Origin of the sequence: Sphaerospermopsis sp. LEGE 00249, assembly GCF_014299995.1 — a bacterium.
Taxonomy (GTDB): Bacteria; Cyanobacteriota; Cyanobacteriia; order Cyanobacteriales; family Nostocaceae; genus Sphaerospermopsis; species Sphaerospermopsis kisseleviana.
On record NZ_JACJUZ010000009.1, the window covers coordinates 52,622 to 76,306 of the forward strand.

Consider the following 23,685-nt stretch of genomic DNA (forward strand, 5'->3'; position numbering starts at 1 on the left):
ATAACTTAGATGTTTAAAAGTTCACAGGTTTATCAAATATGACATTAGCGGAAATTGGAATTATTGGTGGCAGTGGTTTATACAAAATGGAAGCTCTGAAGGATGTAGAAGAAATAGAAATAGAAACACCTTTTGGCTCACCATCAGATGCGGTAATTATCGGCACTTTAGCAGATACAAAAGTTGCCTTTTTGGCTCGTCATGGTCGTAATCATACGTTATTACCTTCTGAATTGCCGTTCTGTGCCAATATCTATGCTATGAAGCAATTAGGAGTAAAATACTTAATTTCTGCTAGTGCAGTTGGTTCGTTGAAAGCAGAGGTAAAACCATTAGATATGGTAGTTCCAGATCAGTTTATTGACAGAACTAAAAACCGTATTTCCACGTTTTTTGGTGAGGGAATTATAGCGCATATTGCATTTGGTGATCCAATTTGTAAAAATTTGGCGGCTGTTTTAGCTGATGCGATCGCTTCTCTAAATTTACCTGATGTCACTCTTCACCGTGAAGGTAATTATGTCTGTATGGAGGGTCCTGCATTTTCTACCAAAGCTGAATCAAATCTTTATCGCAGTTGGGGTGCAACAATTATTGGCATGACCAATTTACCAGAAGCAAAGTTAGCCAGAGAAGCGGAAATTGCTTATGCAACTTTGGCTTTAGTTACAGATTATGATTGTTGGCATCCAGATCATGATAATGTCACAGTAGAGATGGTGATTGGCAATTTACAACGCAATGGGGTAAATGCCCAAAAAGTAATTCAAGAAACTGTAAAGCGGTTAAGTGAAAACCCCCCTCAAAGTGATGCCCATTCTGCTTTGAAATATGCGATTTTGACAAATTTAGCAAATGCACCAGCCGCAACCAAGGAGAAGTTAAGTTTGTTGTTGGAGAAGTATTTATAGGGCATTGGGAATTGGGAATTGGGAATTGGGAATTGGGTTATTCATCCTCCCAGTCCCCAGTCACCAGTCCCCAGTCACCAGTCCCCAGTCCCCAGTCACCAGTCCCCAGTCCCCTCACGCTACCTGAAAACTAAAATTCAGACTTGCCCAGTTATTCACATTTAATACATAAGAATCAGTAGTAGTTCCATTGATTTCAGCTTTAGCTTTAGTACCATTATGTAAATCTTGCAGTAAAGCCTGGGCAACTTCTAAGGTATTAACTAACGAAATGATGGGCTGTTGATCAGCGGTGGGATACCTAGCCGTTACCAAGGCTGCTAAAGTGTCCGTAAAAGGAGATGTACTCAAAATTAGTTGATGTTCACAAAACAATGCTCGTGTAGGCAACAACCAGCCAAAGGTAGTATCATTTTGGGGGAATTTCAGGGTTTGCCCTGGGGGAATGACTATTTCTTGCAGATCGGGTTTGGTGTCAGAAACACTTGCTTCTGGGGACATCTGCCAAGGATAAAAAGCTATGGCACTTCTAGTATTATTTAACCCCACCAACATTAAATAAATCGGGCGATCGCTCAAATTTTCTACCCGGTACTGCATCCTACTACCCACGGGAACTGTAGGAACAACTGTTCCTGGGGTGGTAAATGCTTTGTTAGTTGTAGTTTCCCCACTCAGATTGCGCCATGTTTGTCGCTGCATAACTACACGAGGCGAGATTTTGTTCATCATCTCTAAACTCGCTTTCACCGGTAAACGAGAAGAACCTTCATTTTCTGTCAGTCGCCATAACTTGGCGGCTAACAAGGTGGAAAATTTGGGTGTTAATCTTTGTACTGCAACTTTAACTGCTTCTCCAATTTCTCCAGAAGTATTATTTATTAGCTCACCACTGAGAGAAAAAAGACCATAACGACTAGGAACATTTTCCACTTTACCAAATACGTAATCAGCGCCCTGATCTGCTGAGGCAATATTGATCATGCGGGTAATGGCTGCAAAGGCACTGGTAGCGTCTACACGCTCAATTCTTTCCAGTCCCGAATCTAAGGCTACTGTTAAATTAATATTCCGGGGTAACACGCGCACCGCTTCTTGTACCAGTTGCCCAACTTGTAGAGATTTGCTATGTTCTTGACTAGATATCTGTGCTTTTGCAGTTAAGCCACTGCGGGACTTTAATATTAACTGTTCTCCAGTCGGCAAAGTCAATCTCGAATTAACACCATAGTATTGCCAAACGTGCGGGGGGATTCCTCCTAACCATAATTGTACTGTTTTACCATCGTCATCCTTAGCTTTCACTACTCCTTCGGCTGTATTGCTTTCTATAGGAAAATTCTCATTAATTAAAGCACTTTGAGGATTTTTCTTCTCACTGAGTAACCCTGGTCGCTGTTCACTACCCAGTTTGTACATAGAACTACTAGCATGAGAGAGAAGAATTTGTATAGTTGTGGCGGGGGTTACTTCCCATAGATATTGGGTTAAAGCGTAGGTAAATAAACCCGCACTGAAACCGGAAAACAATAATTCTCCCGCTGGTTGCTCTGGTTGTGAAGTTGCTTTTAGCACCATGACATTTTTAGCAACTGAGTTCTGTGTTTGCAGGTGGTTGAACAGATCCAGTTCTTTGAGTGCTAACTTTGCTGTTGATGGTTCTGGACGGGCGCGAAATCGCAAACCGGCAGGATGTAATGTACTGTTAGCAGAGTAGCTAGTATCTAATACTGCTGTTACTCGGTCTGTGGGGAGCGATCGCAATAAACCTAAAAGATTTTCTTCTAATAAATAGTTGACAAAATTAATATTTTGTGTATTTTCGTCAACTGGGATCAGGGCATTCTGCAAATTTTCTGGGAAAGTACCCAACTTGACACGACTACCATAGCCGCTAAAGTGGAAAATCACAACATCATCGGCTTTTGCTTGTTTACCCAAGTGATCTAAAATAGCTGCCTCAATAAATTCTCGACTGGCTTGTTCCTCAGTTAAGGTAAGAATATCTGAAGTTGCAAAGCCAAAACGGTGAATCAAAAGTTCTTTTTGCAATTCCACATCTGTCAGACAACCACCAAGGGCGGGACTTTGTGGATATTGATTTATACCTATTAGCAATGCCAACTTGCGGCTATTGGGTGCTGCTAAAGCTTGATAATAGTGATTTCCCAAAGTCAACCACTCAGCTTGAGTTAAACCCAATAGTGCCAGTATAGAGCCAATTCTTCCTAAAAACGCACGCCGTTTCATAAATTAGCTGTTAACCCTCAGTCGATAAGGTACAGCTTAAAGGGCTGAGGGCTAAAGAGTAAAGTTTGAAATTAGACTTTTTGCTACTTTTTCAGTCTCTTTAAACCAAAGCTGGTTGTTGGATCATTGCCCGTGCTAACTCGGCTGCCACTTCTGGACGAGAAAATTCTGGTGGGGGTAACTCACCACGACGCAACATTTCTCTAACTTTTGTTCCCGATAGGTGAACCCGTTCCTCTGGTTTGCTAGGACTGGTTTTAGTGGTGGCCATTTGTTTGGTGCGTGTGCAGTAGAAAGCGTGTTCAAACTTCATTGGCAGAATGCCCAGTTCTTCTGGCGCAAACTCATCAAATATATATTGAGCGTCATAAGTACCGTAGTAGTCACCTACTCCCGCATGATCTCGCCCAACTATAAAATGTGTACAGCCGTAATTTTTACGCACTAGAGCATGGAAAATAGCTTCTCTGGGTCCTGCATAACGCATTGCCGCTGGGTTAATTGCCAGAATTACTCGATCTAAGGGGTAATAATGATCCATTAATATTTCATAACAACGCATCCGTACATCCGCAGCGATGTCGTCTTCTTTGGTTGCACCGACTAATGGGTGTAAAAATAGACCATCAACTGTTTCCAAGGCGCACTTTTGAATGTACTCATGGGCGCGGTGGATGGGGTTGCGAGTTTGGAAACCAACGATAGTTTTCCAGCCTTTTTCTCTAAACATTTGCCGGGAAGCAGCGGGATCTATTTGGTAGGCGGGAAACTGGGGATGAGGATCACGTTGCAGTAACCAGATATCCCCAGCCAGATTCACAGAACCTTGGTTATATACTACCTGTACTCCAGGGTGTTTGGCTTCATCTGTGCGATATACATTTACAGCTTCGCGTTTTTTGTCGTAAGTATATTTTTCGCTTAGTTCCAAAACCCCAATGTACTCGCCATTGGGGTTATCCAGACGCACTAAACCACCTACTTGGAGAGGGGCGGCAACTTCTTCTGTGACAGATAGTGTAATGGGAATTGACCAAACAGTACCGTTAGCCAATCGCATTTCTGCAACTACGCGATTATAGTCGGCTTGGTTCATGAAACCAGTCAGCGGACTAAAACCACCGATCGCAATCATTTCTAGATCGGAAACGGCTCGCTCATCAAGGGTTACTCGTTGTAAAAATTCTGCTTTGGAAAGAAATAATTCTCTTTGTTCAGTTGAAGCAATTCTGTTAATTAATTCTCCGCCGTGGGGGGCGATCGCATCTGGTTGGTAACTCAACGTGATTCCTTCCGTAATTTATAAATATTGTTATTGTTGCAATCTATGTACTAAGTTATCAAATTGTGGGTACTTTGTGTTACAACTTCACAAAAAAAATTTTCTATTGCCGGTCGGAAAGGGTGTGATTGGTGACTGGGGACTGGGGACTGGTTACTGGGAAAAATCTTTCCTCCTCTACTCCCCTACTTCCCCTACCTCTTGAACTCCTGACTCCTGACTCCTATCCCCTAACGAAAAGACTTTCAAAAGCATTCCCTAATTATGCTACCTTTGAGTAAGAAATATGAGATTGCCAAATGGTAATACTATGCAAACGGAAAAAATATCTATTTCCTTGCCAACAGCTTTATTGCAGTTTGTGGAGAACTACAAAATTACCAAAGGTTGTAAATCTCGTTCTCAAGTAATTGAGTTAGCATTAGATTTATTGAGATTTCAAGAGTTAGAGCAAGCATATCGGGAAGCATCAGCAGAAATTGACCCAGAATGGGAATTAACCCTAGAGGATGGGCTGAAAGATGAAACGTGGTGAAATTTATTTTGCTAACCTCAGTCCCGCAGTAGGATCAGAAATGGATACCTGAACGGTTGCTTTAATTAATATTGTGTAGTACAATAGTATTTTAGAAATATATATTATTCGCTCGAAGGAAAAAATTTAAGATACTTTTTATTACTAAGAATAGTTGCTGGAATTATCAAAATCGAAGGAAACAAGTATGCTCAGTTGTCATGATGTTGCAAAGTATTTTCTATCTCAAGCTGATGAAGATGCTGGGGATTTAATTTCTAATCTGAAACTACAAAAATTACTTTACTACGCACAAGGTTTTCATTTAGCACTGTATAACGAACCTTTGTTTCCTGAGCCTGTTGAAGCTTGGATTCATGGACCAGTTGTACCGGAAGTTTATCATGAGTATAAAAACTTTGGTTCTAGTGCAATTCCCATTCCTGAAGATATTGATTTTTCGATATACGATGAAAAAACTGTTGATTTACTAGATGAAGTTTATAGCGTATATGGTCAATTTTCAGCTTGGAAATTGAGAAATATGACTCATAATGAAGAACCTTGGAAAGACACAGATGTAAGTGATGTTATTACTCATGAATGTCTAAAAAAATATTTTAAAACTCAGCTTTTAGATGAAGATGAGTAAGAAAAAAATTAAACAACCCCAAAAAGATAGGGGTAATAAACTAACAACTCCAAATGATCAAAAAGAAATTTCTCCAGAAAAAGCTCCACCTGTATTTTCTCTACGTTACCTAGAGGGTGAATATTGTTTAACTAAGTGTGAGAAAGATGATCAGGTTGCATTTGCTTTAAAATTGCATAGACTGAGTAAATTAACCTGGAGTCAAATACACTCGCAAGGTAGACACCAACTTGGTTATGAGAAAATTTCTAGGGATGCTATTAAAGCACCAATTCCCAAATTTATTACAGAAGATGTCAATTTTATTGCTTTTCGCTTTTCCGGTATAAAAGCAATGGTAGGCTATAGAGATGGTGCTATATTTTATGTTATTTGGTTAGATAGAAATTTTACTCTTTACAATCATGGTTAATTGCTGTTTGCAGATAGTACATTTTTTATCTAACAATTACACTGTAAAGATTTGTTGTGCTGTTAATTGCAAGTTAGGAAAGATGGAAGAAACAAGTTGATCGTTATTTTGAAACAATTGCTTTTCATATTCATCACCAACTAGGGTACAAATAGTAATTGTTGGTTGTTTGGGTTTACCAATATATTCTCTTCCTCCAATTCCCAAATAATCTACAATCAAATATTCAGGTACACCTAATAAAGCGTAATCTTCGACTTTACGGGCGTAGTCGTTTATTTACACTACTTAACTAAACTGTTCAATTATCCCCCCACCTAATACCTTTTCCCCTTCATACCAAACCGCAGCTTGTCCTGGGGTAATGCTGAACTGAGGTTCATCAAAAACTAACCGCACTCTGTCATTTTCTAAAGGTATCACCGTCACCGCTACAGGTTGGGAACGATAACGAATTTGCACTTCTGCACGGATGGGGGTTGCAGGTTCAGCAATGGATACCCAGTTTACCCGGTTAACTGTACATTCTCCTTGTGTTCCTTTGGTGCGATCGCCCACTACCACACGATTATTAACTGCATCTAATTCAATCACATACAAAGGTTCAGCAGCAGCAATTCCTAAACCTTTACGCTGACCAATTGTGTAATGATGGACACCATCATGTTTACCCAAAACCTTACCAGTGGTATCCACAATATCACCTGGTTTTGGTGCTAAATATTTATCTAAAAATGCCCGCATTGAACCGTTACTTTCTACCAAGCATAAATCTTGACTTTCTGGTTTATCGGCGGTTTTTAACCCATATTCGGCGGCTATTTTACGGGTATCGCTTTTATTTAATTCTCCCAAAGGAAAGATCGAAGCCCCAAGTAAATCTTGAGACAAATCATATAGGAAATAAGATTGATCCTTGTTGCGGTCAACGGCGCGTAATAATTGATAACGTCCAGTGGTTTCATCATAAGTAATTCGCGCATAATGACCGGTAGCTATGTAATTACTTTCTAACTTCTCCCGTGCATATTCCACCATTGGTCCAAACTTCACCGTCTTGTTACATTGAGAACAAGGCAGGGGCGTAATTCCCACACTATAACCAGAGACTAAATAATCAACAATATTCGCTTGAAAGACATCCCGAATATCGACAATTTCGTGGGGAACACCCAATTGTTCACAAATACTAGCCGCGTCGATCATTCCTTCAGAGCAACATTGACCCTTACCTTTCATTAACCAAAGGGTCAAACCAATTACATCATAGCCCTGATTGTGTAAAATAGCGGCAGCTACAGAACTGTCAACGCCACCAGAAAGACCAACGACAACTTTTTTCATAATTTACACTTTTAACAGTGCTTGCTACTGTTCATCTATAATAAGGGTTTTTGATTTTAGCACAAGGCAAACACTTTCCCATAGTAGCATAAGTAGGGCTTTAGCAAAGCTAAACCCTGACAAAATTCTTTCGTTTTGGGGTTTCACCCATCTCCGTAATTTTTTATTATCCTGATTAAAATAATGGCTAGTAGAAAATTTTGAGAAACCCTGGTTACAAATATGTCTCATTTAATAACACGTCAAATTACCACTGTACCCGTAATTTCTTTACTTGTGGGTGGATGCTTGATGCTTACTTGCGAAGATAGTCTAGCACAGACCAGATTACCAGAATTGCAACCAGCAGTGGAGTTTTATCAAAATAATCAAAACTATCAAACTTCTCAACCTACACAAATTAGTCAATATGGACAAAACTTTGAAAGATATGTTGTCTATGTTGATAGCGATAACTCCCAAATTCTACAACAAGTGCGTCAAATTGAAAGTAGTGCTTATATTCGTCCGTTTAATGGACGTAATATTATTCAGTCAGGTGTTTTTAGCAAACCATCTAACGCCCAACAGCGTGTGAGAGAATTAGAATTAAATGGTATTAGTGGCGCTCGCATTCTCAGCTTTTCTAACCCAGAACAAATCTCCTATTTCTCTGGTAGAGAAGTACCTTATTCTACGGGAGATAATTTTCGTAATGTAAATCCTAATGTTCAAAGAGAACAAGGTAGATATTACTACGTTATCATTCCCACCAGCAGTAATAACTTACCCTTGCTTGGTAGAGAAATTCGACAAAAAATAGATGGTAATACTAATGTTTTTATGAGAACTCAACCACGAGGAGCGCATATAGCTGTAGGAGGTTTTAGAGAACGCCAAGAAGCAGAACAATGGAATAATTATTTGCGAAATTTAGGTTATGCTAATGCTAGGGTTTATTATGGAAGATAGGTGACAGGTGATTGGTGATTGGTGATTGGTGATTGGTGATTGGTGATTGGTGATTGGTGATTGGTGATAGAAAAGAATAACTAATGACTAATAACTAATAACTAATAACTAATAACTAATAACTAATAACTAATAACTAATCACTAATCACTAATCACTAATGACTAATAACTAATCACTAATGACTAATACTAATGACTAAAGAACAATTTGTAGTCACTGCTGCTCAAATGCGTGACATTGAAGGACGAATATTTGCTGCGGGAATGCCGGTTGCAGCTTTGATGGAAAAAGTAGGGAGATTAATTAGCGATAGCTTCGCTCGCCACTGGCAACGCCTACAATCTATCATACCTCTTAGCCCCCTTTTTCAAGGGGGGTTGGGGGGATCTAATGTAGGAATTTTAGCAGGTCCAGGACACAATGGAGGTGATGCTTTAGTTGTAGCCAGAGAGTTACATTTTCAAGGTTATCAAGTTTGGATTTATCAACCTTTTGCTAAACTCAAAGAATTAACTTCTCAACATTTACAATATGCCCAAAGTTTGGGGATTCCTTGTTATCAAGAACTGGCAGAATTACCAAGTTGTGATTTTTTAATTGATGGGTTATTTGGCTTTGGTTTAGAAAGAGAAATTACCGGGAATATTGCCGAAGCGATTAACCATTTTAATGATTGGAATAAACCGATTTTTAGTATTGACTTACCTTCTGGTTTACACACAGATACAGGGGAAGTTTTAGGTACTGCTATTCGTGCAAATCATACCTTTTGTTTAGGTTTATGGAAACAGGGTTTATTGCAAGAACAAGCATTAGAATATATTGGACAAGCAGAATTAATTGATTTTGATATTCCCTTAGCTGATATTCATGCGATTTTAGGTGAAGTTCCCAAAATTAAACGCATTACCAAAACCACAGTATTTGATACCTTATCTTTACCTCTTTCCCCTACAACCCACAAATATAAATCTGGACATTTACTATTAATTTCTGGCTCAAAACGTTATGCAGGGGGAGCAATTTTAACGGGTTTAGGTGCGCGTGCCTCGGGTGTAGGAATGTTATCAATTGCCGTACCTGAAAGTATTAAACCGCTTTTAATTTCCCATTTACCAGAAGCGTTAATTATCGGATGTCCTGAAACGGAAACCGGGGCAATTTCTCATTTACAATTACCTCCAAATACAGATTTGAGTTCATTTAATGCCATTGCTTGTGGACCAGGTTTAACAACTGATGCTACCCCAATTATTGAACAGGTAATTAATAGTGATGTGCCGTTAATTTTGGATGCCGATGGTTTAAATATCTTGGCACAATTAGGGACTATTTCCACTTTACAAAAACGCCAAAATACAACAATTCTCACACCCCACACAGGTGAATTTCATCGTTTATTTCCTGATATTAATTATCAAGATAGGGTGAAAGCAGTACAAACAGCAGCATCACAAATAGGGGCTGTAGTGCTGTTAAAAGGGGCAAGAACCGTCATTTCTAACCCTGAAGGTGTCGTTTGGATCAATGCAGAAAGTACGCCAGCTTTAGCTCGTGGTGGTAGTGGTGATGTATTAACTGGTTTAATGGGCGGAATTTTGGCGCGGGTTGTTAATAAACAAGTTAATATTGAAGATGTGGTAGCTGCTGCGGCTTGGTGGCATTCTCAAGGGGGTATTTTAGCAGTAAAAGAAAGGACAGAATTAGGGGTTGATGCGTTTACTTTGACGCAATATTTAATCAGGGTTTTAAAGTTAAGTATTGAAGATATTTTGTAGGTATTAGATTATCTGAGTTTATCTGCATTCAATGGAAAATATTGTATAATATTGATAAGTACCCACAGGAGGTAAAAAATGGCAACACCTCAGCTAAAAAGTACCACAAAAACTAATCTTTATGAACAAGATTTTTACCTATGGATAGAAACAACCGCCCAACAGTTAAGACAAGGAGATTTTACAGAAGTTGATTTAGGAAATTTAATAGAAGAAATTGAAAGCATGGGAAGAAGTGAAAAACGAGAGTTAAAAAGCCGTTTAATTGTGCTACTAATGCACTTATTAAAATGGCATTATCAACCTGAAAAACGTAGTGCAAGTTGGCAGAGTACAATTACTGAACAAAGAATTTGTCTTGAAGAATTATTAGAAGACAGTCCAAGTCTACAACCTTTATTCACAGAATTATTTGCAGATTGTTATAATAAAGCTCGTCTGAAAGCATCTCAAGAAACAGGAATTAAACTAAATTTATTTCCTCAACAGTCTCCTTTTAGTTTAGATGAAGTTATGAATAGTGGTGTAGATATGTAGAATAGTTAAATGTGTTCTACCTGAAATATAAAACCAAATCTAACTTATTTTGATCAACAACCACAGGAGGTTAAAAATGACAACACCTCAGCTAAAAAGTACCACAAAAACTAATCTTTATGAACAAGATTTTTACCTATGGATAGAAACAACCGCCAAACAATTAAAGGCAGGGAAATTTGCAGAAATTGATTTAGAAAATCTGATTGAAGAAATTGAAAGCATGGGAAGAATTGAAAAAAGAACATTAGAAAGTAATTTAGTAGTGCTTTTAATGCACTTATTAAAATATAAATATCAGCCAGAAAAACGCTCTAAAAGCTGGCTTTCGACTATCTTTGAACATCGCCGGAGATTAAATAAACATTTCCAAGATAGTCCTAGTTTAAAAACTAGTTTAAAAATTTTTTTTTAGAAACATTTGCCGAATGTTATCAAGATGCACGTCAGCAAGCGTCTATAGAAACAGGTTTGTTACTTGATATTTTTCCTGTAGAATCTCCTTTTAATACCGATGAATGTTTAAATCAAGACTTTTTACCTGATTAAATGTATGATTATTTTAATGATTATTTTATAAATATTAGCCCCCCCTTTTAAGGGGGTTGGGGAGATGTAAAATCAAACTAGGGTGGATCTAAATTAACCCCAGAATTTACAAAAAGTTCCCTATTCAACTTTTCAATTACATAATTTGCAACTACGGTTTCAGAACATTTATTTTGCCAAAAAATTAATGATTTATAGTGCATTTCTTCCATCAGTTCTTTATTTTCCAACAGATTTTTTAACACCTTTGGTAATTCTTGCCAATTCTTGATTTTAATCACCGGCGCACCTTCTAAATACCATCGAGAAGGTAAAGCTTCTGTGACTAAAACACAACCATATTTCATCCCCTCAAATAACCGAGTGGTTTCAAAAGATGTACCTCTAGGAACAAGACAGATTTTTGTATCCATCATGATTTCACTATAGCTGCGTTCATCCGCTTGAGTTCTATTGTGATAACCACCAGTAATTGATAATTCAACGTTAAATTCAGGATGTTTTTCTTGGAAACTTTTTAAAGTTGATAACATCAATTTTCTAGATAATGCTTTAGGAGTTCCTAACCAAGATTTAAAAGACCAGATAGGATATTGTCTGTGGACAACACTCCCGGAAAAATAAGTATCATAAAGCCGATCTGCGATATTTTTGATGGGTAAATCCTTGGAGTTATTGTAACCCAAGGGAAGATCATAGATAGGAGGAATTAGACCTTTACCTAATACCAAACTTTTGAATTTATGCCAATGATAATTGATCCGACCTGGTACACCAACTAATAAAATTCTTAAAAACTGAATTAATGTCAGTAAGTTTAACAATGAAGGTTGTACAATAGGGTTACATCCGAGAATGGAATTTGTGCCTACACACTTAAATACCGCCCTGACTTTGTGAGCATATTTGGGTATACGATACCATTCATCACCCAATACAAAAACTACCACATTTTCTCCATAAGATGGTAGTTCATCAATTTCATTCCAAGTGACATAAAAGACTAAACCACTGATAAGAGAACTTTTTTCTATTGCTTGAAATACTTTACCGAAATAAGTAGTTAAAGCAAAGTCAATGGGTGGTTTAGGATCGTATATATCCCAAGCAACAGGTTTTTTGTCTTTAGAGATGTAGAGATAATACTGATTAGCAAGAGCAGTAATTACAGCCATATAATGTAGGAAGGATTTGTGAGAATTTACCCAATTTTTTGAGATAAAAAAACACTAAGACATAAAACCCCAAACTCTCAAATTAAGTTGGAGGTCTAAGTATTAGCTGTTTATTTCTCAGCGGCCTTTTCTAAAATAGCCTTGCTTCAATTTTTCCATACTTTCTTGTGTAGACAAGACAGTTATACAAAATCATCATGGAAAATTCATAATTCTTTCGTAATTAATTTCTCCTGACTCCTCAAATACCATGACTCTTCCCAACCACCCAATGACGACGGAAAAAGCGAGATAAAGCAGACTCTTCCAAAGATAAATAAATTGGTCTACCATGAGGACAAGTCTGGGGGTTGCGGGTGCGTTGCCAATCATCTAATAATTGCTGCATTTCTGGTAAAGTCATCGGTGTACCATTGCGGATAGCACTGCGACAAGCAACAGCAACCTGGGCGGTTTGTAAGTCTCCTCCTAAACTTAATTCTAATAATGCTTCGGCGCAATCTTCCCGTGTTTTTAACATTGCGGGAACTGTACGTACAGCCCAAAGTTTTTCCCCAAAAGTTTCAATATCTAAGTTAATTCTTTGTAATTGGGCAACCTGAGAAGGTAATAATTGATAAAGAATAATTGGTGTTTCTACAGGTACTATTTCCCATTCATCACAGATGTTTTCATATAAAACTCTTTCATGGGCAATGTGTTGTTCTACTAACCACATTCCTCCTGGATGTTCAGCAACAATATACATATTGCTCACTTGGGCAACGGCTTTTAGGTAATTCTGTGTTTTTGTATCTGCATTTTTAGAACTAAAGTTATAACTACCTTTTTTTTCTGCAACTTTAAGTAAGTTACTTACTCTAGTTGTGTGAACTGAATCTTTTAAATTAGCTTCAGAAATATAGAATGCTTGATTAATTGTTTCGCTAATTTTTTCTTGCCAAGCATTAATTTCATTTAAATAAATTTCGGTTTTAGCTGGGTTACGATTCCAGTTGATTTGATCAGGGGAAATGGTAAGATGTAAAAAACAAACCGGATAGCGATCGCGTGGTAAGGTTTTATGAAATGCTGCAAAAATTGTTTGTTCTAATTCTGGTGATTTAATGATTCTGCCATTAATGGCTACTTTTACCCAGTCAGGTTTATGACGGTGACATCTATCTGGTAAACCAATTACTAAGTTAATTGTAGATTGCGGATTTGGTATTTCTATCTTTAATTCTTTTAAATCACCTGGTTTAATTTGGGTGAGAATTTGCGGAATTAATTTACCTGAACTTGCAGTTTGACAAATAGTGAACCATTCCCGATCATTTTGCCAAACTTGATAAGTAATATGAGGATGACATAAAGCAATTTGTTGTATGATCCCTTGTACAGCTTTCATTTGCTGTGTGGCGTTCGGTAAACCTTGACGACGTGCGGGATAATTAGCAAATAAATTATCAACAGTAACAACAGTACCAGCAGCGATCGCTACTACTTCTGTTTTAATCACTTCCCCATCATTGCCATAAACAACCCGCCATCCTTCATTTCCTCCCACCGGACGGCTAAAAATCTCTAAATCTGCTAAAGTTGCTAAACTATGTAACGCTTCTCCACGAAAACCTAAACTTTTAATTTTCCACAAATCATCTGAAGAATGAATTTTACTGGTAGTATGTGCTGTTGCCGCTTGTTGTAAATCATCTAAATTCATACCACAACCATTATCAGCTACCCGCACTCGCCATTGTTGTGTCCATAAAGAAATTACAATGCGCGTTGCACCAGCATCTAAGGAATTTTCTACTAATTCCCGAACCACAGAAGCAAAACTATCTATTACTTCTCCTGCTGTAATCAGATATACGACTTCTGTAGGTAAAGATTGTATTGTAGATGCCATGTTCCAGAATTGAAAATTAAAAATTAAAGATTAAAAATTGTCGGGATGTACAGATAATTAGTTTACAATATTTAGGTTTATTTTAAGCTTATAAACTGTAATCATAATTTTAGTTAACATCTCTAAAGAATTTTAGATAAATTGTCAAAAAAACCGAATTTTCAAAGTATTTTTGATAGATTGCTGGTAAAGTCTTAAACTAAAAACGCCAATGAGTAATTTAGTTGCTGATGTTAATGAATTAATATCGCGTCTAGAATGGGGTCAACCCGCCTTTACAATTATTGATGTACGCGATCGCCTTACCTACAACCACGGCCATATCACAGGTGCTATTTCCATTCCCCTCAACGACTTAGCCGACCGTGCAAAAACCAGCTTGCATAAACAACGCCAAATCTACGTTTATGGCGACCATGATACTCATGCTAATCTGGCAGTTAGTATTTTAGGCGCTGCCGGGTTTAGAGATGTCTGTGTTATTCAAGGTGGCCTAGACGCTTGGAAAACAGTAGGAGGCGCGACAGAAGGCGTTTAACAGTTAATGAAGACAACAGGCAAAAGGCAACAGGCAAAAGTTGATAAAAATTAATCAACTTTTATCAACTTTTATCAACTTTCATCAATTTTATCTTGTGTTCTCTGCCTTTGCTTCTTCCTCAATATTGTCTATGAGAAGTGACGCAAGATTGGACTAAAAACCTCATTATTGCGTAGGGGTAATTCATGAATTACCCCTACTTTTGTGCTGTTTTGCTTAATTCCTGTCTATATCAAAACCTTAGCTGGTTCAGGTTTCAATAAACCACTTAACAAAGATGCAGGACGTTGATCATGAGGCCAAGCGAAAGCATGGCGAAAAGCAGCATCCTGACAGGCCTGTAACTGTTGGAAATTAATAATGTCGTAAGTCAAGAGATTTTCATATTCAAAAGGTAAACGGACATTATGTAAACCTGCGTTATCAGTACAGATGGCAATATCAACCCCAGTTTCAAAACATCGATCAAAAACCAATTTTAACTGCCGGATATCCTGTAAAGTTCCTGTTTTTAAGTAAGTCGTGGGACAAACTTCTAAACATTGCCCTCTTCTGGCTAAATCTGGCAATAATTGAGGATAAAGTAAAGGAATTTGGATACCGTGACCAATTCGCATTAAATAAGGTAAAAGTTCGGGATAACAACCATCTTTGGTTTCATAAAGATGTCCGGTAGTCTTCAAACCCAAAGAACGGGCATAGTTATATAAACTAATCCATTCTGGCATTCTTTCCCCATAAATGCGATCGCCACCTGCCACATCCACCGCACAAACATATTCTCTATTTTGTGCTGCTAAATCCACAATAGCTTTATTTACCTCAAAAGGTAAACGAGAGTGCATACAGAGAATTTGACTATTAACAATGGGATATTCCAAAGAATGACTCGCTTTACCCACAATTTCCACAATTTCCGCCATCTTATCAATTCTGGCGTTTTGACTCAGATGTTCAGGAGTGCGTAAATAGGGAGTATAACGCAATTCTAAATAAGCCAAATTTTCAAAGATATACGCACCACGCAACAAACGATAGATAAAGTAAGGTAAAGTTTCCACAGTTTGCACACTTTCCACTAAAGTATGCAATTCTAAATACTCATCTAAAGTATTGCGGGGACGGGTGTAAAAATCCTCAAATTCAGAATATTCAGCAAACCGAGAAATTAAATCTGTAGCATGGCGCTGAAAATACCGCCACAACACACGGGGGACGACGGAACCCCCCAGGTGTCTATGTAACTCAGCGTATAAGGCCATAATGGTAACTTTTAGATAAAAATTTTACTAATTGTAACAAAATTTATAAATAAAAAAATATATTAATCAGGACTTACGCAAAAGGGAACGAAAGTAGGGGTAATTCATGAATTACCCCTACGCAAGCATAAGGTTTTCAGTCACATCTTCCGTAAGTCCTATTAATAATTTTACCAACCACCAGTACCCAGTCATCAGTCACAAAGTTATTGACAAAAGCTAAAAAAACTGCTAATAATTAATATTTGTGGAAACTTTACCCTTTAATATAATCTCTTGGCTAACGTCATTGTCATAGGCGCTCAATGGGGCGATGAAGGAAAAGGTAAAATAACTGACTTACTCAGCCGCTCCGCAGATGTGGTGGTACGTTACCAGGGAGGAGTTAACGCTGGACACACAATAGTAGTCCAAGGTCAGACATTTAAACTGCACTTAATTCCCTCTGGTATATTGTATCCAGATACCGAATGTATCATCGGCTGTGGGACAGTTATTGATCCACAGGTTTTGATACAAGAACTTGAACAACTTGAACAACTAAATATTTCTACTGCTAATCTGCTAATTTCAGAGACGGCTCATGTTACCATGCCTTACCATCGGTTAATTGATAAGGCATCAGAAGAACGCCGGGGAACGCATAAAATCGGCACGACTGGTAGAGGTATAGGTCCTACCTACGCGGATAAATCAGAACGGACAGGCATCAGGATGTTAGACTTGATGGATCCGGCTGGATTACGTGAGCAGTTGGAATGGACAATAAATTATAAAAACACAATTTTAGAAAAGCTGTATGATATTCCTCCTCTTGACCCCCAAGAAGTGATTGAGGAGTATTTGGACTATGCAGAAAGGTTGCGTCCTTTTGTGGTGGACACATCAATAAAAATATATGATGCAGTGCAAAAACGACGTAACATTTTGTTTGAAGGCGCACAAGGAACTCTACTGGATTTAGATCATGGGACCTATCCTTATGTCACCTCTTCTAATCCTGTAGCTGGGGGTGCTTGCGTGGGTACTGGTCTAGGACCGACAATGATAGATCGGGTAATAGGGGTATCCAAAGCATATACCACCAGAGTCGGCGAAGGACCATTTCCCACAGAATTAGATGGGGAAATTGGTGATTTATTGGGCGATCGCGGTGCAGAATTTGGCACAACCACAGGTAGAAAACGCCGTTGTGGTTGGTTTGATGCCGTGATTGGACGTTATGCAGTCCGTATTAATGGCATGGATTGTATGGCACTAACTAAGTTAGATGTGCTAGATGAGTTAGAAGAAATCAAAGTTTGCGTGGCTTATGAAATAGATAGCCAACGCTGTGATCACTTCCCCACCAGCGCCCGTCAGTTTGCCCGTTGTCGTCCGATTTATAAAACCTTACCAGGATGGCAAGTACCAACCACTGAATGCCGTAGCTTGGAAGACTTGCCAAAGCAAGCATTGGACTATCTTAAATTCTTAGCAGAATTGATGGAAGTCCCGATTGCGATCGTCTCCTTAGGAGCAAGTCGTGATCAAACTATCATTGTGGAAGATCCAATTCACGGACCGAAACGCGCACTGTTGCACGCAGATGGTACACCAGTTTAATAATTGACAATTGACAATTGACAATTGACAACGAACAACCAACCACTAAAACATTAAGAGTAGTATGGCGATCGCATTAGAATCTCACAAACGTCCAGAAGGTAGCAAGCCCAATGCTTTGCGCCGTTCTGGTTTAATCCCCGCGAATTTGTACGGACACAACGGTGCGGAATCAATTTCTTTAGTAGTTGATGCAAAAACCGTTGAACGCTTGCTCAAACAAGCTGCTCCCAACAAAACCGAAATTGAACTCAATATTCCTGAACTTCAGTGGACTGGTAAAACCGTACTCCGCGAAGTTCAAATTCACCCAGCCAAGGGTACACCTTACCATCTCAGTTTTTTTGCTGCTAAAGCCTAAAAGATGGTGTGCATTTTATCTTCCATAGCACTTAAATAGCACTTAAATAGCACTTAAATTTTGTCATAATTGCTGAATGAACCAGGGTTAAACCCCTGGTTTTTTTTGTTAAGCTATCAGGGTTAATATAGCAGGAGTCAGGAGTCGTAGGGGCGAAGTAGGGGCGAAGCATTCGGAAAATAACCTTTTCATAAAATTGATAATTGGTCGCCTGAATGCTTCGCCCTTACAGGAAAATAGCCTTTTCATAAAATTGATAATTTATCGCCTGAATGCTGATGCTTCCAGCACGCTTCGCGAACGCCCGTACAGGAGTCAGGAGTAAAACCCTTATTATCACTAGCTTTTAGCTTTTGAGAATGTCCTAACTACTCTGTCTACAGCTATATCTTATAAAATTATTTCCGCTGATACTTGTATGGGTTGACCTGTGTTTATCTGCGGCTAAAAATCCAACTTCCAAAAATCCAACTTCCAACATTCAACACTGGTATAAATATTATGACACAAGCTAATCTTCCAGCTTTAATTGAACAAATGTTACAACCAGGATTTTATCCTCATGGGGTAACAGAACCAATTCAACTGATTCAAACTCATGCTTCTTATGTGTTACTCACTGGAGAATATGTCTATAAACTGAAAAAACCTATAAATTTTGGCTTTTTAGATTATTCCACATTAGAAAAGCGGTTACATTGTTGCCAGGAAGAGTTACGTTTAAATCAGCGAGGCGCAGGTGAACTGTATTTGCAAGTATTAGCTATTACCTGCACAGGAGAACAATACCATTTAGCGGGAACGGGGGAAGTTGTAGAATATGCGCTAAAAATGCGTCAATTTCCCCAAGATGCCTTATTTAGTGAACTTTTTTCCCAGGGTAAGTTAAATGAAATGCACTTGCAGGAATTAGGACGGGTAGTATCTGAATACCATGCAAAGTCCCAGACAAATGATTACATTCGCAGTTTTGGGCAAATCTCAGAAGTGCGGTTGACTATTAATGAGAATTATAACCAAACTTTAAAGTATATTGGTGGTCCCCAAACCCAGCAACAGTTTACAGAAACAAAAGCATATACAGATAACTTTTTTAACCAAAATCCAGAATTATTTACTAGCAGAATTACCAATAACTACATCCGTGAATGTCACGGGGATTTACACCTGCGAAATATTGCTCTTTGGCATGATAAAATCATGTTATTCGATTGTATAGAATTTAATGAGCCGTTTCGCTTTGTAGATGTCATGTATGATGTGGCATTTACGGTAATGGATATTGAAGCAAAAGGGCGGAAAGATTTAGCAAATGCTTTTTTAAATGCTTATGTTGAACAAACTGGAGACTGGGAAGGTTTACAGGTATTACCTTTATATTTAAGTCGTCAAGCTTATGTGCGGGCAAAAGTGACATCATTTTTATTAGATGATCCTAGTGTACCCGCAGATGTGAAAGAAGAAGCCGCAAAAACAGCATCTGCATATTATCGTCAAGCTTGGGAGTATACTAAACCCAAACAAGGACAATTGATTTTAATGTCCGGGTTATCAGGTTCTGGTAAAAGTACCACTGCTAGATATTTAGCGCGTAAACTAGGAGCAGTTCACTTGCGTTCTGATGCAGTGCGGAAACATTTAGCAGGTATTCCTTTATTAGAACGTGGTGGAAATGAGATATATACACCGGAAATGACTCAAAAGACTTATGACAGATTGTTAACATTGGGAATTACACTGGCTAATCAAGGTTGGCGTGTGATTTTAGATGCCAAGTATGACCGTCAACACTTACGCCAGCAGGCGATTAATCAAGCTACTCAACATCAATTACCCTTACAGATTATCCACTGTACAGCACCGTTAGAAGTATTGCAAGAACGACTTGTTAACCGTACTGGTGATATTGCTGATGCTACCGCTGATTTATTGGTATCTCAACTCAACCAAGCTGAACCATTCACAGACAAAGAACAACCCTACATTAAAATCTTGGATACAACTCAACCACTAGAGGAACAATTAAAAGAATTTGGTATTGATAGATAGCTAGAATTTGCTTTGATTCCTTATTTCCTATTTCCTATTTCCTGAAGTGATATAATAGGATAATTAAAACGTAAATATTCAGCCGTCAGCGGTCGGTTTCCGTTAGCAGCAGGTTCAAAAACACGAATTTCATCTGGCAAATTTTCCTCATCAACACTTACAGAATGTGGCAATATTATGATTTGAGCAAGAATCTGTCTACTTACTAGGTAAAAGCTGATTACTGATTACTGATTACTGATAGCTGAATGCTTACATTAAAACTGCGAGGTGAATTTCTATGGTAACTCTAGCACCTACTCACAGCGACACTTACACCAATAGCCTCATCCTCCATAATATTTCTTGGAATACTTTTGAAAGGATTTTATTAGAAACAGGTGATACTCGCAAGAACAGGTTTACTTATAATCAGGGAATCTTAGAAATTATGACTCCATTAATGCCCCATGAACATAATAACCGTTTGTTACAAAATCTCATTATTGTTTTAGTTGAAGAGTTAAATCTGAACGTTAAAAGCACAGGTTCATTAACTTGTAAAAGAGAAGATTTAGCTAGGGGTGTAGAACCTGATTCTAGTTTCTATATTCAAAATGAACCAATCATGAGAAATAAAACCAGTTTAGATTTAACCCAAGATCCGCCACCTGATTTAGTTATCGAAGTTGATTATGCTATTTCTTCTATTGATAAGTTACCAATTTATTTAGCTTTAGGTGTTCCTGAAGTTTGGCGTTATGATGAACCTGTAATGCAAATTTATAGTTTAGCTGATGGTAAATATATTCCTGGTAATAGTTCACCAACCTTTGCTAATTTATCTTTAAATACAGAAGTGCCTCAGTTTTTAGCTTCTAGCTTAGAAATAGGTGAAATGGCAATGATTAGGAATTTTAGAAGTTGGATAAAAACGCAAGTAGAAAATATTAAATAAATGTCAGAATTAGGATATCCAGGATTTGAGGATTTACAGGATTACTATTAAAAATAGTCCAGAAAAATCGTTATTATAAAAGTGATATAATAGAATAATTAACAATGCGAGGTGAATTTATATGGTAACTCTAGCACCTACTCACAGCGACACTCACACCAATAGCGTCATCCTCCATAATATTTCCTGGAATACTTTTGAAAGGATTTTATTAGAAACAGGTGATACTCGCAATAACAGGTTTACTTATAATCAGGGAATCTTAGAAATTATGACTCCATTAATGCCCCATGAACATAATAAAAGATTGATAGAAAAACTCATTGATACTTTAGTTGAAGAGTTAAATCTGAACGTTAAAAGCACAGGTTCATTAACTTGTAAAAGAGAAGATTTAGCTAGGGGTGTAGAACCTGATTCTAGTTTCTATATTCAAAATGAACCAATCATGAGAAATAAAACCAGTTTAGATTTAACCCAAGATCCCCCACCTGATTTAGTTATCGAAGTTGATTATGCTAGTTCTTCTATTGATAAATTACCGATTTATTTAGCTTTAGGTGTTCCTGAAGTTTGGCGTTATGATGAACCTGTAATGCAAATTTATAGTTTAGCTGATGGTAAATATATTCCTGGTAATAGTTCACCAACCTTTGCTAATTTATCTTTAAATATAGAAGTTCCTCAGTTTTTAGCTTCTAGCTTAGAAATAGGTGAAATGGCAATGATTAGGAATTTTAGAAGTTGGATAAAAACGCAAATATCAGAGAATGTCTGAATCAGGATATCCGGGATTTAAGGATTTACAGGATAATTCGTAATTATTTTGTCTGATAGCGAAGCGTGGCGTAGCCATATCAGGATGTCCAGGATTTGAGGATTTAGAGGATTTATAGGATGGTTATTTATAAATTGTCTGTGAATATTTAGATTTTATAAAATAAGACTACACCAAATAGTAAAAGTATAAAATATGTAGTATAATTAACTTGAATAAGTTTGATATTGAGGATATTCAAAAATGTATCAAACCGATCCGCCCTTAGCGGCCAAAGAAACATTACCCACAATGTATGATCTGCCTAGCGAAGATCCAGAGGAGAAAGGTTTGCCAGATCAATTTCATTTATTACAACCACAATTATTAGCAGATACATTTCTTCCTCCTCATTATAAACAAGAGGAACTTTTTACAGGAAGTGACATAAATCTGTATTTTGATTCTCGTCATCCATTGTGGTATAAACGCCCAGATTGGTTTGCGGTTGTGGGTGTTCCTTATTTGTATGAAAAAAGAGACTTGCGGTTAAGTTATGTTGTTTGGCAAGAATCTGTTAATCCTTATATTGTGGTAGAGTTATTATCACCAGGAACAGAAAAAGAAGATTTAGGTCAAATGTTGCGAGATGTGGAAAAACCACCTGGTAAATGGGAAGTTTATGAAAAGATTTTAAGAATACCTTATTATGCGATATTTGATCGTTATCAATCAGAATTTAGGATGTTTGAATTAAGGGGCGATCGCTATATTGAAACTTTGCGATCTACACCTTCAGATGCTAATTCTCGTTCTTGGATTCCAGGGTTAGAATTAGGTTTAGGAATTTGGCAAGGGAGTTATAAAAATGTACAAATGCCCTGGTTACGATGGTATGATCAAAATGGTAATTGGGTATTAACTCCCGCAGAACAGGAAAGAGAAAAAGCGGAACAAGAAAGACAGCGTGCAAACCAAGAAAGACAACGTGCAGAACAGGAAAGACAGAAAAAAGAAAAATTAATTGCCCAACTGCGTGCTTTAGGTGTAGAACCTGATATAGATTAAAATTCAGATCCCCGACTTCTGCGATTAATTATAATTTTTTAGAAAATATGAAATTAAGAAGTCCGGGATCTTTAACATCTGATATATTATTTTTTTCCTACTTCCTTTTCTTCTCCTAAACGAGTAAAACGAATTTCTATTCTTCTTCTTGTTTGATCATCTTGTTTATTTTTCACAGGTGCAATTTCTGCTAATTGTCCATTTGGTAATATTAATTGTGCAGCAGAATAAGCACGAAATGATAAACCTTTTAATCTACCTTGTTTGTTTTGAATATCACGCAATATTTTCACAACTGATAACGCACGCATTAAACCTAAATCAGCATTAGAACCTGATTGAAGTTTTGTAACTGGAAATGTGCCACTAACTACTTTTTCTAAATTGACATCTAAATTACTATTTGCTTTACCATTAGGTGTAGCATCTGTATGTCCAATTATTTCCACAACGTTAATACCATATTTGTTGCTGGTACTTTCTATTGCTGGTACTATTTCTCTGAAAATATAGCTTAACATTTGAGGAGGTATTTCTGCACTACCTAACGCAAATCTATAATCACCTTGATCTTTGATAACTATGATTGGTGGTGCATCTGTGAGGCGTTTTTGATTATCTAACTCTCGTTTCAATTCCTCTACTTCTCTTTCTAAATCTTTAACTTTCAAAGGTAAATTGACTGAATTTTTATCAGGTTTATTTTGAACATTAGTTATTTGTGATATGATAATAGTGAGAAATAAAAATAACACTAAGATCATAAACGCATTGGACATTAAATCAGTAAATGCTTGCCAAACGTTTAACTCTTCATTGTATTCAGTGTAGCGTGAACGACGTGCCATAATTT

General features: G+C 37.5%; 23 protein-coding genes and 2 pseudogenes. 16 read left to right on the plus strand and 9 right to left on the minus strand.

Annotation, left to right across the window (positions count from 1 at the left end; all coding sequences use genetic code 11):
• Positions 1-38: 38 nt before the first annotated feature.
• Complete coding sequence (locus H5968_RS05225; RefSeq protein WP_187039070.1) at positions 39-911, plus strand: S-methyl-5'-thioadenosine phosphorylase; 873 nt, start codon at positions 39-41, stop codon at positions 909-911.
• 4 nt (positions 912-915) lie between these two features.
• Entirely contained in the window at positions 916-1,038 is a 123-nt protein-coding gene (locus tag H5968_RS25495) for a hypothetical protein (protein ID WP_255427052.1), read from the plus strand.
• Here H5968_RS25495 and H5968_RS05230 read toward each other — a convergent pair.
• Together H5968_RS05230 and sat are read right to left on the minus strand one after the other, a co-directional pair.
• A complete protein-coding gene (locus H5968_RS05230; RefSeq protein WP_187039071.1) occupies positions 1,026-3,161 on the minus strand; it encodes a caspase family protein in 2,136 nt (711 codons plus the stop codon). The genes H5968_RS25495 and H5968_RS05230 overlap by 13 nt on opposite strands.
• Positions 3,162-3,261: 100 nt before the next feature.
• Positions 3,262-4,443 carry a sulfate adenylyltransferase gene (gene sat / locus H5968_RS05235; RefSeq protein WP_187039072.1) on the minus strand — a complete coding sequence of 394 codons (1,182 nt, stop codon included), beginning with the start codon at positions 4,441-4,443 and terminating at the stop codon, positions 3,262-3,264.
• 310 nt (positions 4,444-4,753) lie between these two features.
• Between sat and H5968_RS05240 the strand changes: the two genes are divergently transcribed.
• The 3 genes from H5968_RS05240 (at position 4,754) to H5968_RS05250 (ending at position 6,021) form a co-directional block, all read left to right on the plus strand.
• On the plus strand, positions 4,754-4,978 hold the full coding sequence (locus H5968_RS05240; RefSeq protein ID WP_137668961.1) for a CopG family transcriptional regulator: 225 nt from the start codon (positions 4,754-4,756) through the stop codon (positions 4,976-4,978).
• Positions 4,979-5,165: 187 nt separating this feature from the next.
• On the plus strand, positions 5,166-5,609 hold the full coding sequence (locus H5968_RS05245; protein WP_187039073.1) for a Panacea domain-containing protein: 444 nt from the start codon (positions 5,166-5,168) through the stop codon (positions 5,607-5,609).
• Complete coding sequence (locus H5968_RS05250; RefSeq protein ID WP_199291085.1) at positions 5,602-6,021, plus strand: hypothetical protein; 420 nt, start codon at positions 5,602-5,604, stop codon at positions 6,019-6,021. Before H5968_RS05245 ends, H5968_RS05250 begins: the two co-directional genes overlap by 8 nt.
• A 36-nt stretch (positions 6,022-6,057) precedes the next feature.
• Here H5968_RS05250 and H5968_RS05255 read toward each other — a convergent pair.
• Together H5968_RS05255 and mnmA are read right to left on the minus strand one after the other, a co-directional pair.
• A pseudogene (locus tag H5968_RS05255) lies at positions 6,058-6,297 on the minus strand (Uma2 family endonuclease); the annotation flags it as partial.
• A gap of 12 nt (positions 6,298-6,309) precedes the next feature.
• Positions 6,310-7,365: a tRNA 2-thiouridine(34) synthase MnmA gene (gene mnmA, locus H5968_RS05260; protein ID WP_096570694.1), complete on the minus strand. Its 1,056-nt coding sequence runs from the start codon at positions 7,363-7,365 to the stop codon at positions 6,310-6,312.
• A 222-nt stretch (positions 7,366-7,587) separates the two neighbouring features.
• Between mnmA and H5968_RS05265 the strand changes: the two genes are divergently transcribed.
• From H5968_RS05265 to H5968_RS05280, 4 genes and pseudogenes are all read left to right on the plus strand, one after another.
• Positions 7,588-8,316, plus strand: coding sequence for a hypothetical protein (locus tag H5968_RS05265; protein ID WP_187039074.1), 729 nt, complete (start codon positions 7,588-7,590; stop codon positions 8,314-8,316).
• Positions 8,317-8,510: 194 nt separating this feature from the next.
• The gene (locus H5968_RS05270; protein WP_187039075.1) at positions 8,511-10,097 is read left to right on the plus strand and encodes an NAD(P)H-hydrate dehydratase; all 1,587 of its coding nucleotides are present in this window, start codon (positions 8,511-8,513) and stop codon (positions 10,095-10,097) included.
• A 78-nt stretch (positions 10,098-10,175) separates the two neighbouring features.
• A complete protein-coding gene (locus tag H5968_RS05275) occupies positions 10,176-10,634 on the plus strand; it encodes a DUF29 domain-containing protein (protein ID WP_187039076.1) in 459 nt (152 codons plus the stop codon).
• Between the two features lie 76 nt (positions 10,635-10,710).
• Positions 10,711-11,183: pseudogene (locus H5968_RS05280) on the plus strand (DUF29 domain-containing protein).
• A gap of 77 nt (positions 11,184-11,260) precedes the next feature.
• On the opposite strand, the gene H5968_RS05285 reads toward H5968_RS05280, so the two are convergent.
• Both H5968_RS05285 and mutL read right to left on the minus strand, forming a co-directional pair.
• Positions 11,261-12,358, minus strand: coding sequence for a glycosyltransferase family 1 protein (locus tag H5968_RS05285; RefSeq protein WP_187039077.1), 1,098 nt, complete (start codon positions 12,356-12,358; stop codon positions 11,261-11,263).
• Positions 12,359-12,599: 241 nt separating this feature from the next.
• The gene (gene mutL / locus H5968_RS05290) at positions 12,600-14,252 is read right to left on the minus strand and encodes a DNA mismatch repair endonuclease MutL (protein WP_187039078.1); all 1,653 of its coding nucleotides are present in this window, start codon (positions 14,250-14,252) and stop codon (positions 12,600-12,602) included.
• A gap of 211 nt (positions 14,253-14,463) precedes the next feature.
• Here mutL and H5968_RS05295 point away from each other — a divergent pair, with 211 nt between their 5' ends.
• The gene (locus H5968_RS05295; RefSeq protein WP_096570707.1) at positions 14,464-14,790 is read left to right on the plus strand and encodes a rhodanese-like domain-containing protein; all 327 of its coding nucleotides are present in this window, start codon (positions 14,464-14,466) and stop codon (positions 14,788-14,790) included.
• Between the two features lie 230 nt (positions 14,791-15,020).
• Here the strand turns inward: H5968_RS05295 and H5968_RS05300 are convergent, their stop codons facing one another.
• Complete coding sequence (locus tag H5968_RS05300; protein ID WP_096570709.1) at positions 15,021-16,055, minus strand: adenosine deaminase; 1,035 nt, start codon at positions 16,053-16,055, stop codon at positions 15,021-15,023.
• A 276-nt stretch (positions 16,056-16,331) separates the two neighbouring features.
• Between H5968_RS05300 and H5968_RS05305 the strand changes: the two genes are divergently transcribed.
• The 3 genes from H5968_RS05305 to H5968_RS05315 all read left to right on the plus strand — a co-directional run bounded on the left by H5968_RS05305 (position 16,332) and on the right by H5968_RS05315 (position 20,070).
• Positions 16,332-17,660, plus strand: a complete 1,329-nt coding sequence (locus H5968_RS05305; RefSeq protein ID WP_187039079.1) for an adenylosuccinate synthase — start codon at positions 16,332-16,334, stop codon at positions 17,658-17,660.
• 64 nt (positions 17,661-17,724) lie between these two features.
• Positions 17,725-18,021 (plus strand): 50S ribosomal protein L25, encoded by a 297-nt coding sequence (gene rplY / locus H5968_RS05310; RefSeq protein ID WP_096570713.1) that lies wholly within the window; start codon positions 17,725-17,727, stop codon positions 18,019-18,021.
• Between the two features lie 501 nt (positions 18,022-18,522).
• Positions 18,523-20,070 carry an AAA family ATPase gene (locus H5968_RS05315; protein WP_187039080.1) on the plus strand — a complete coding sequence of 516 codons (1,548 nt, stop codon included), beginning with the start codon at positions 18,523-18,525 and terminating at the stop codon, positions 20,068-20,070.
• Positions 20,071-20,090: 20 nt separating this feature from the next.
• Here the strand turns inward: H5968_RS05315 and H5968_RS05320 are convergent, their stop codons facing one another.
• Entirely contained in the window at positions 20,091-20,243 is a 153-nt protein-coding gene (locus H5968_RS05320; protein ID WP_187039081.1) for a hypothetical protein, read from the minus strand.
• Between the two features lie 107 nt (positions 20,244-20,350).
• On the opposite strand from H5968_RS05320, the gene H5968_RS05325 reads away from it, so the two are divergent.
• From H5968_RS05325 to H5968_RS05335, 3 genes are all read left to right on the plus strand, one after another.
• Entirely contained in the window at positions 20,351-21,007 is a 657-nt protein-coding gene (locus tag H5968_RS05325) for a Uma2 family endonuclease (protein ID WP_187039082.1), read from the plus strand.
• A 121-nt stretch (positions 21,008-21,128) separates the two neighbouring features.
• The gene (locus H5968_RS05330; RefSeq protein ID WP_187039083.1) at positions 21,129-21,785 is read left to right on the plus strand and encodes a Uma2 family endonuclease; all 657 of its coding nucleotides are present in this window, start codon (positions 21,129-21,131) and stop codon (positions 21,783-21,785) included.
• Positions 21,786-22,028: 243 nt separating this feature from the next.
• Positions 22,029-22,832, plus strand: a complete 804-nt coding sequence (locus H5968_RS05335; RefSeq protein WP_187039084.1) for a Uma2 family endonuclease — start codon at positions 22,029-22,031, stop codon at positions 22,830-22,832.
• 86 nt (positions 22,833-22,918) lie between these two features.
• Here the strand turns inward: H5968_RS05335 and H5968_RS05340 are convergent, their stop codons facing one another.
• The gene (locus H5968_RS05340) at positions 22,919-23,680 is read right to left on the minus strand and encodes a flagellar motor protein (protein ID WP_096570723.1); all 762 of its coding nucleotides are present in this window, start codon (positions 23,678-23,680) and stop codon (positions 22,919-22,921) included.
• Between the last annotated feature and the right edge of the window lie 5 nt (positions 23,681-23,685).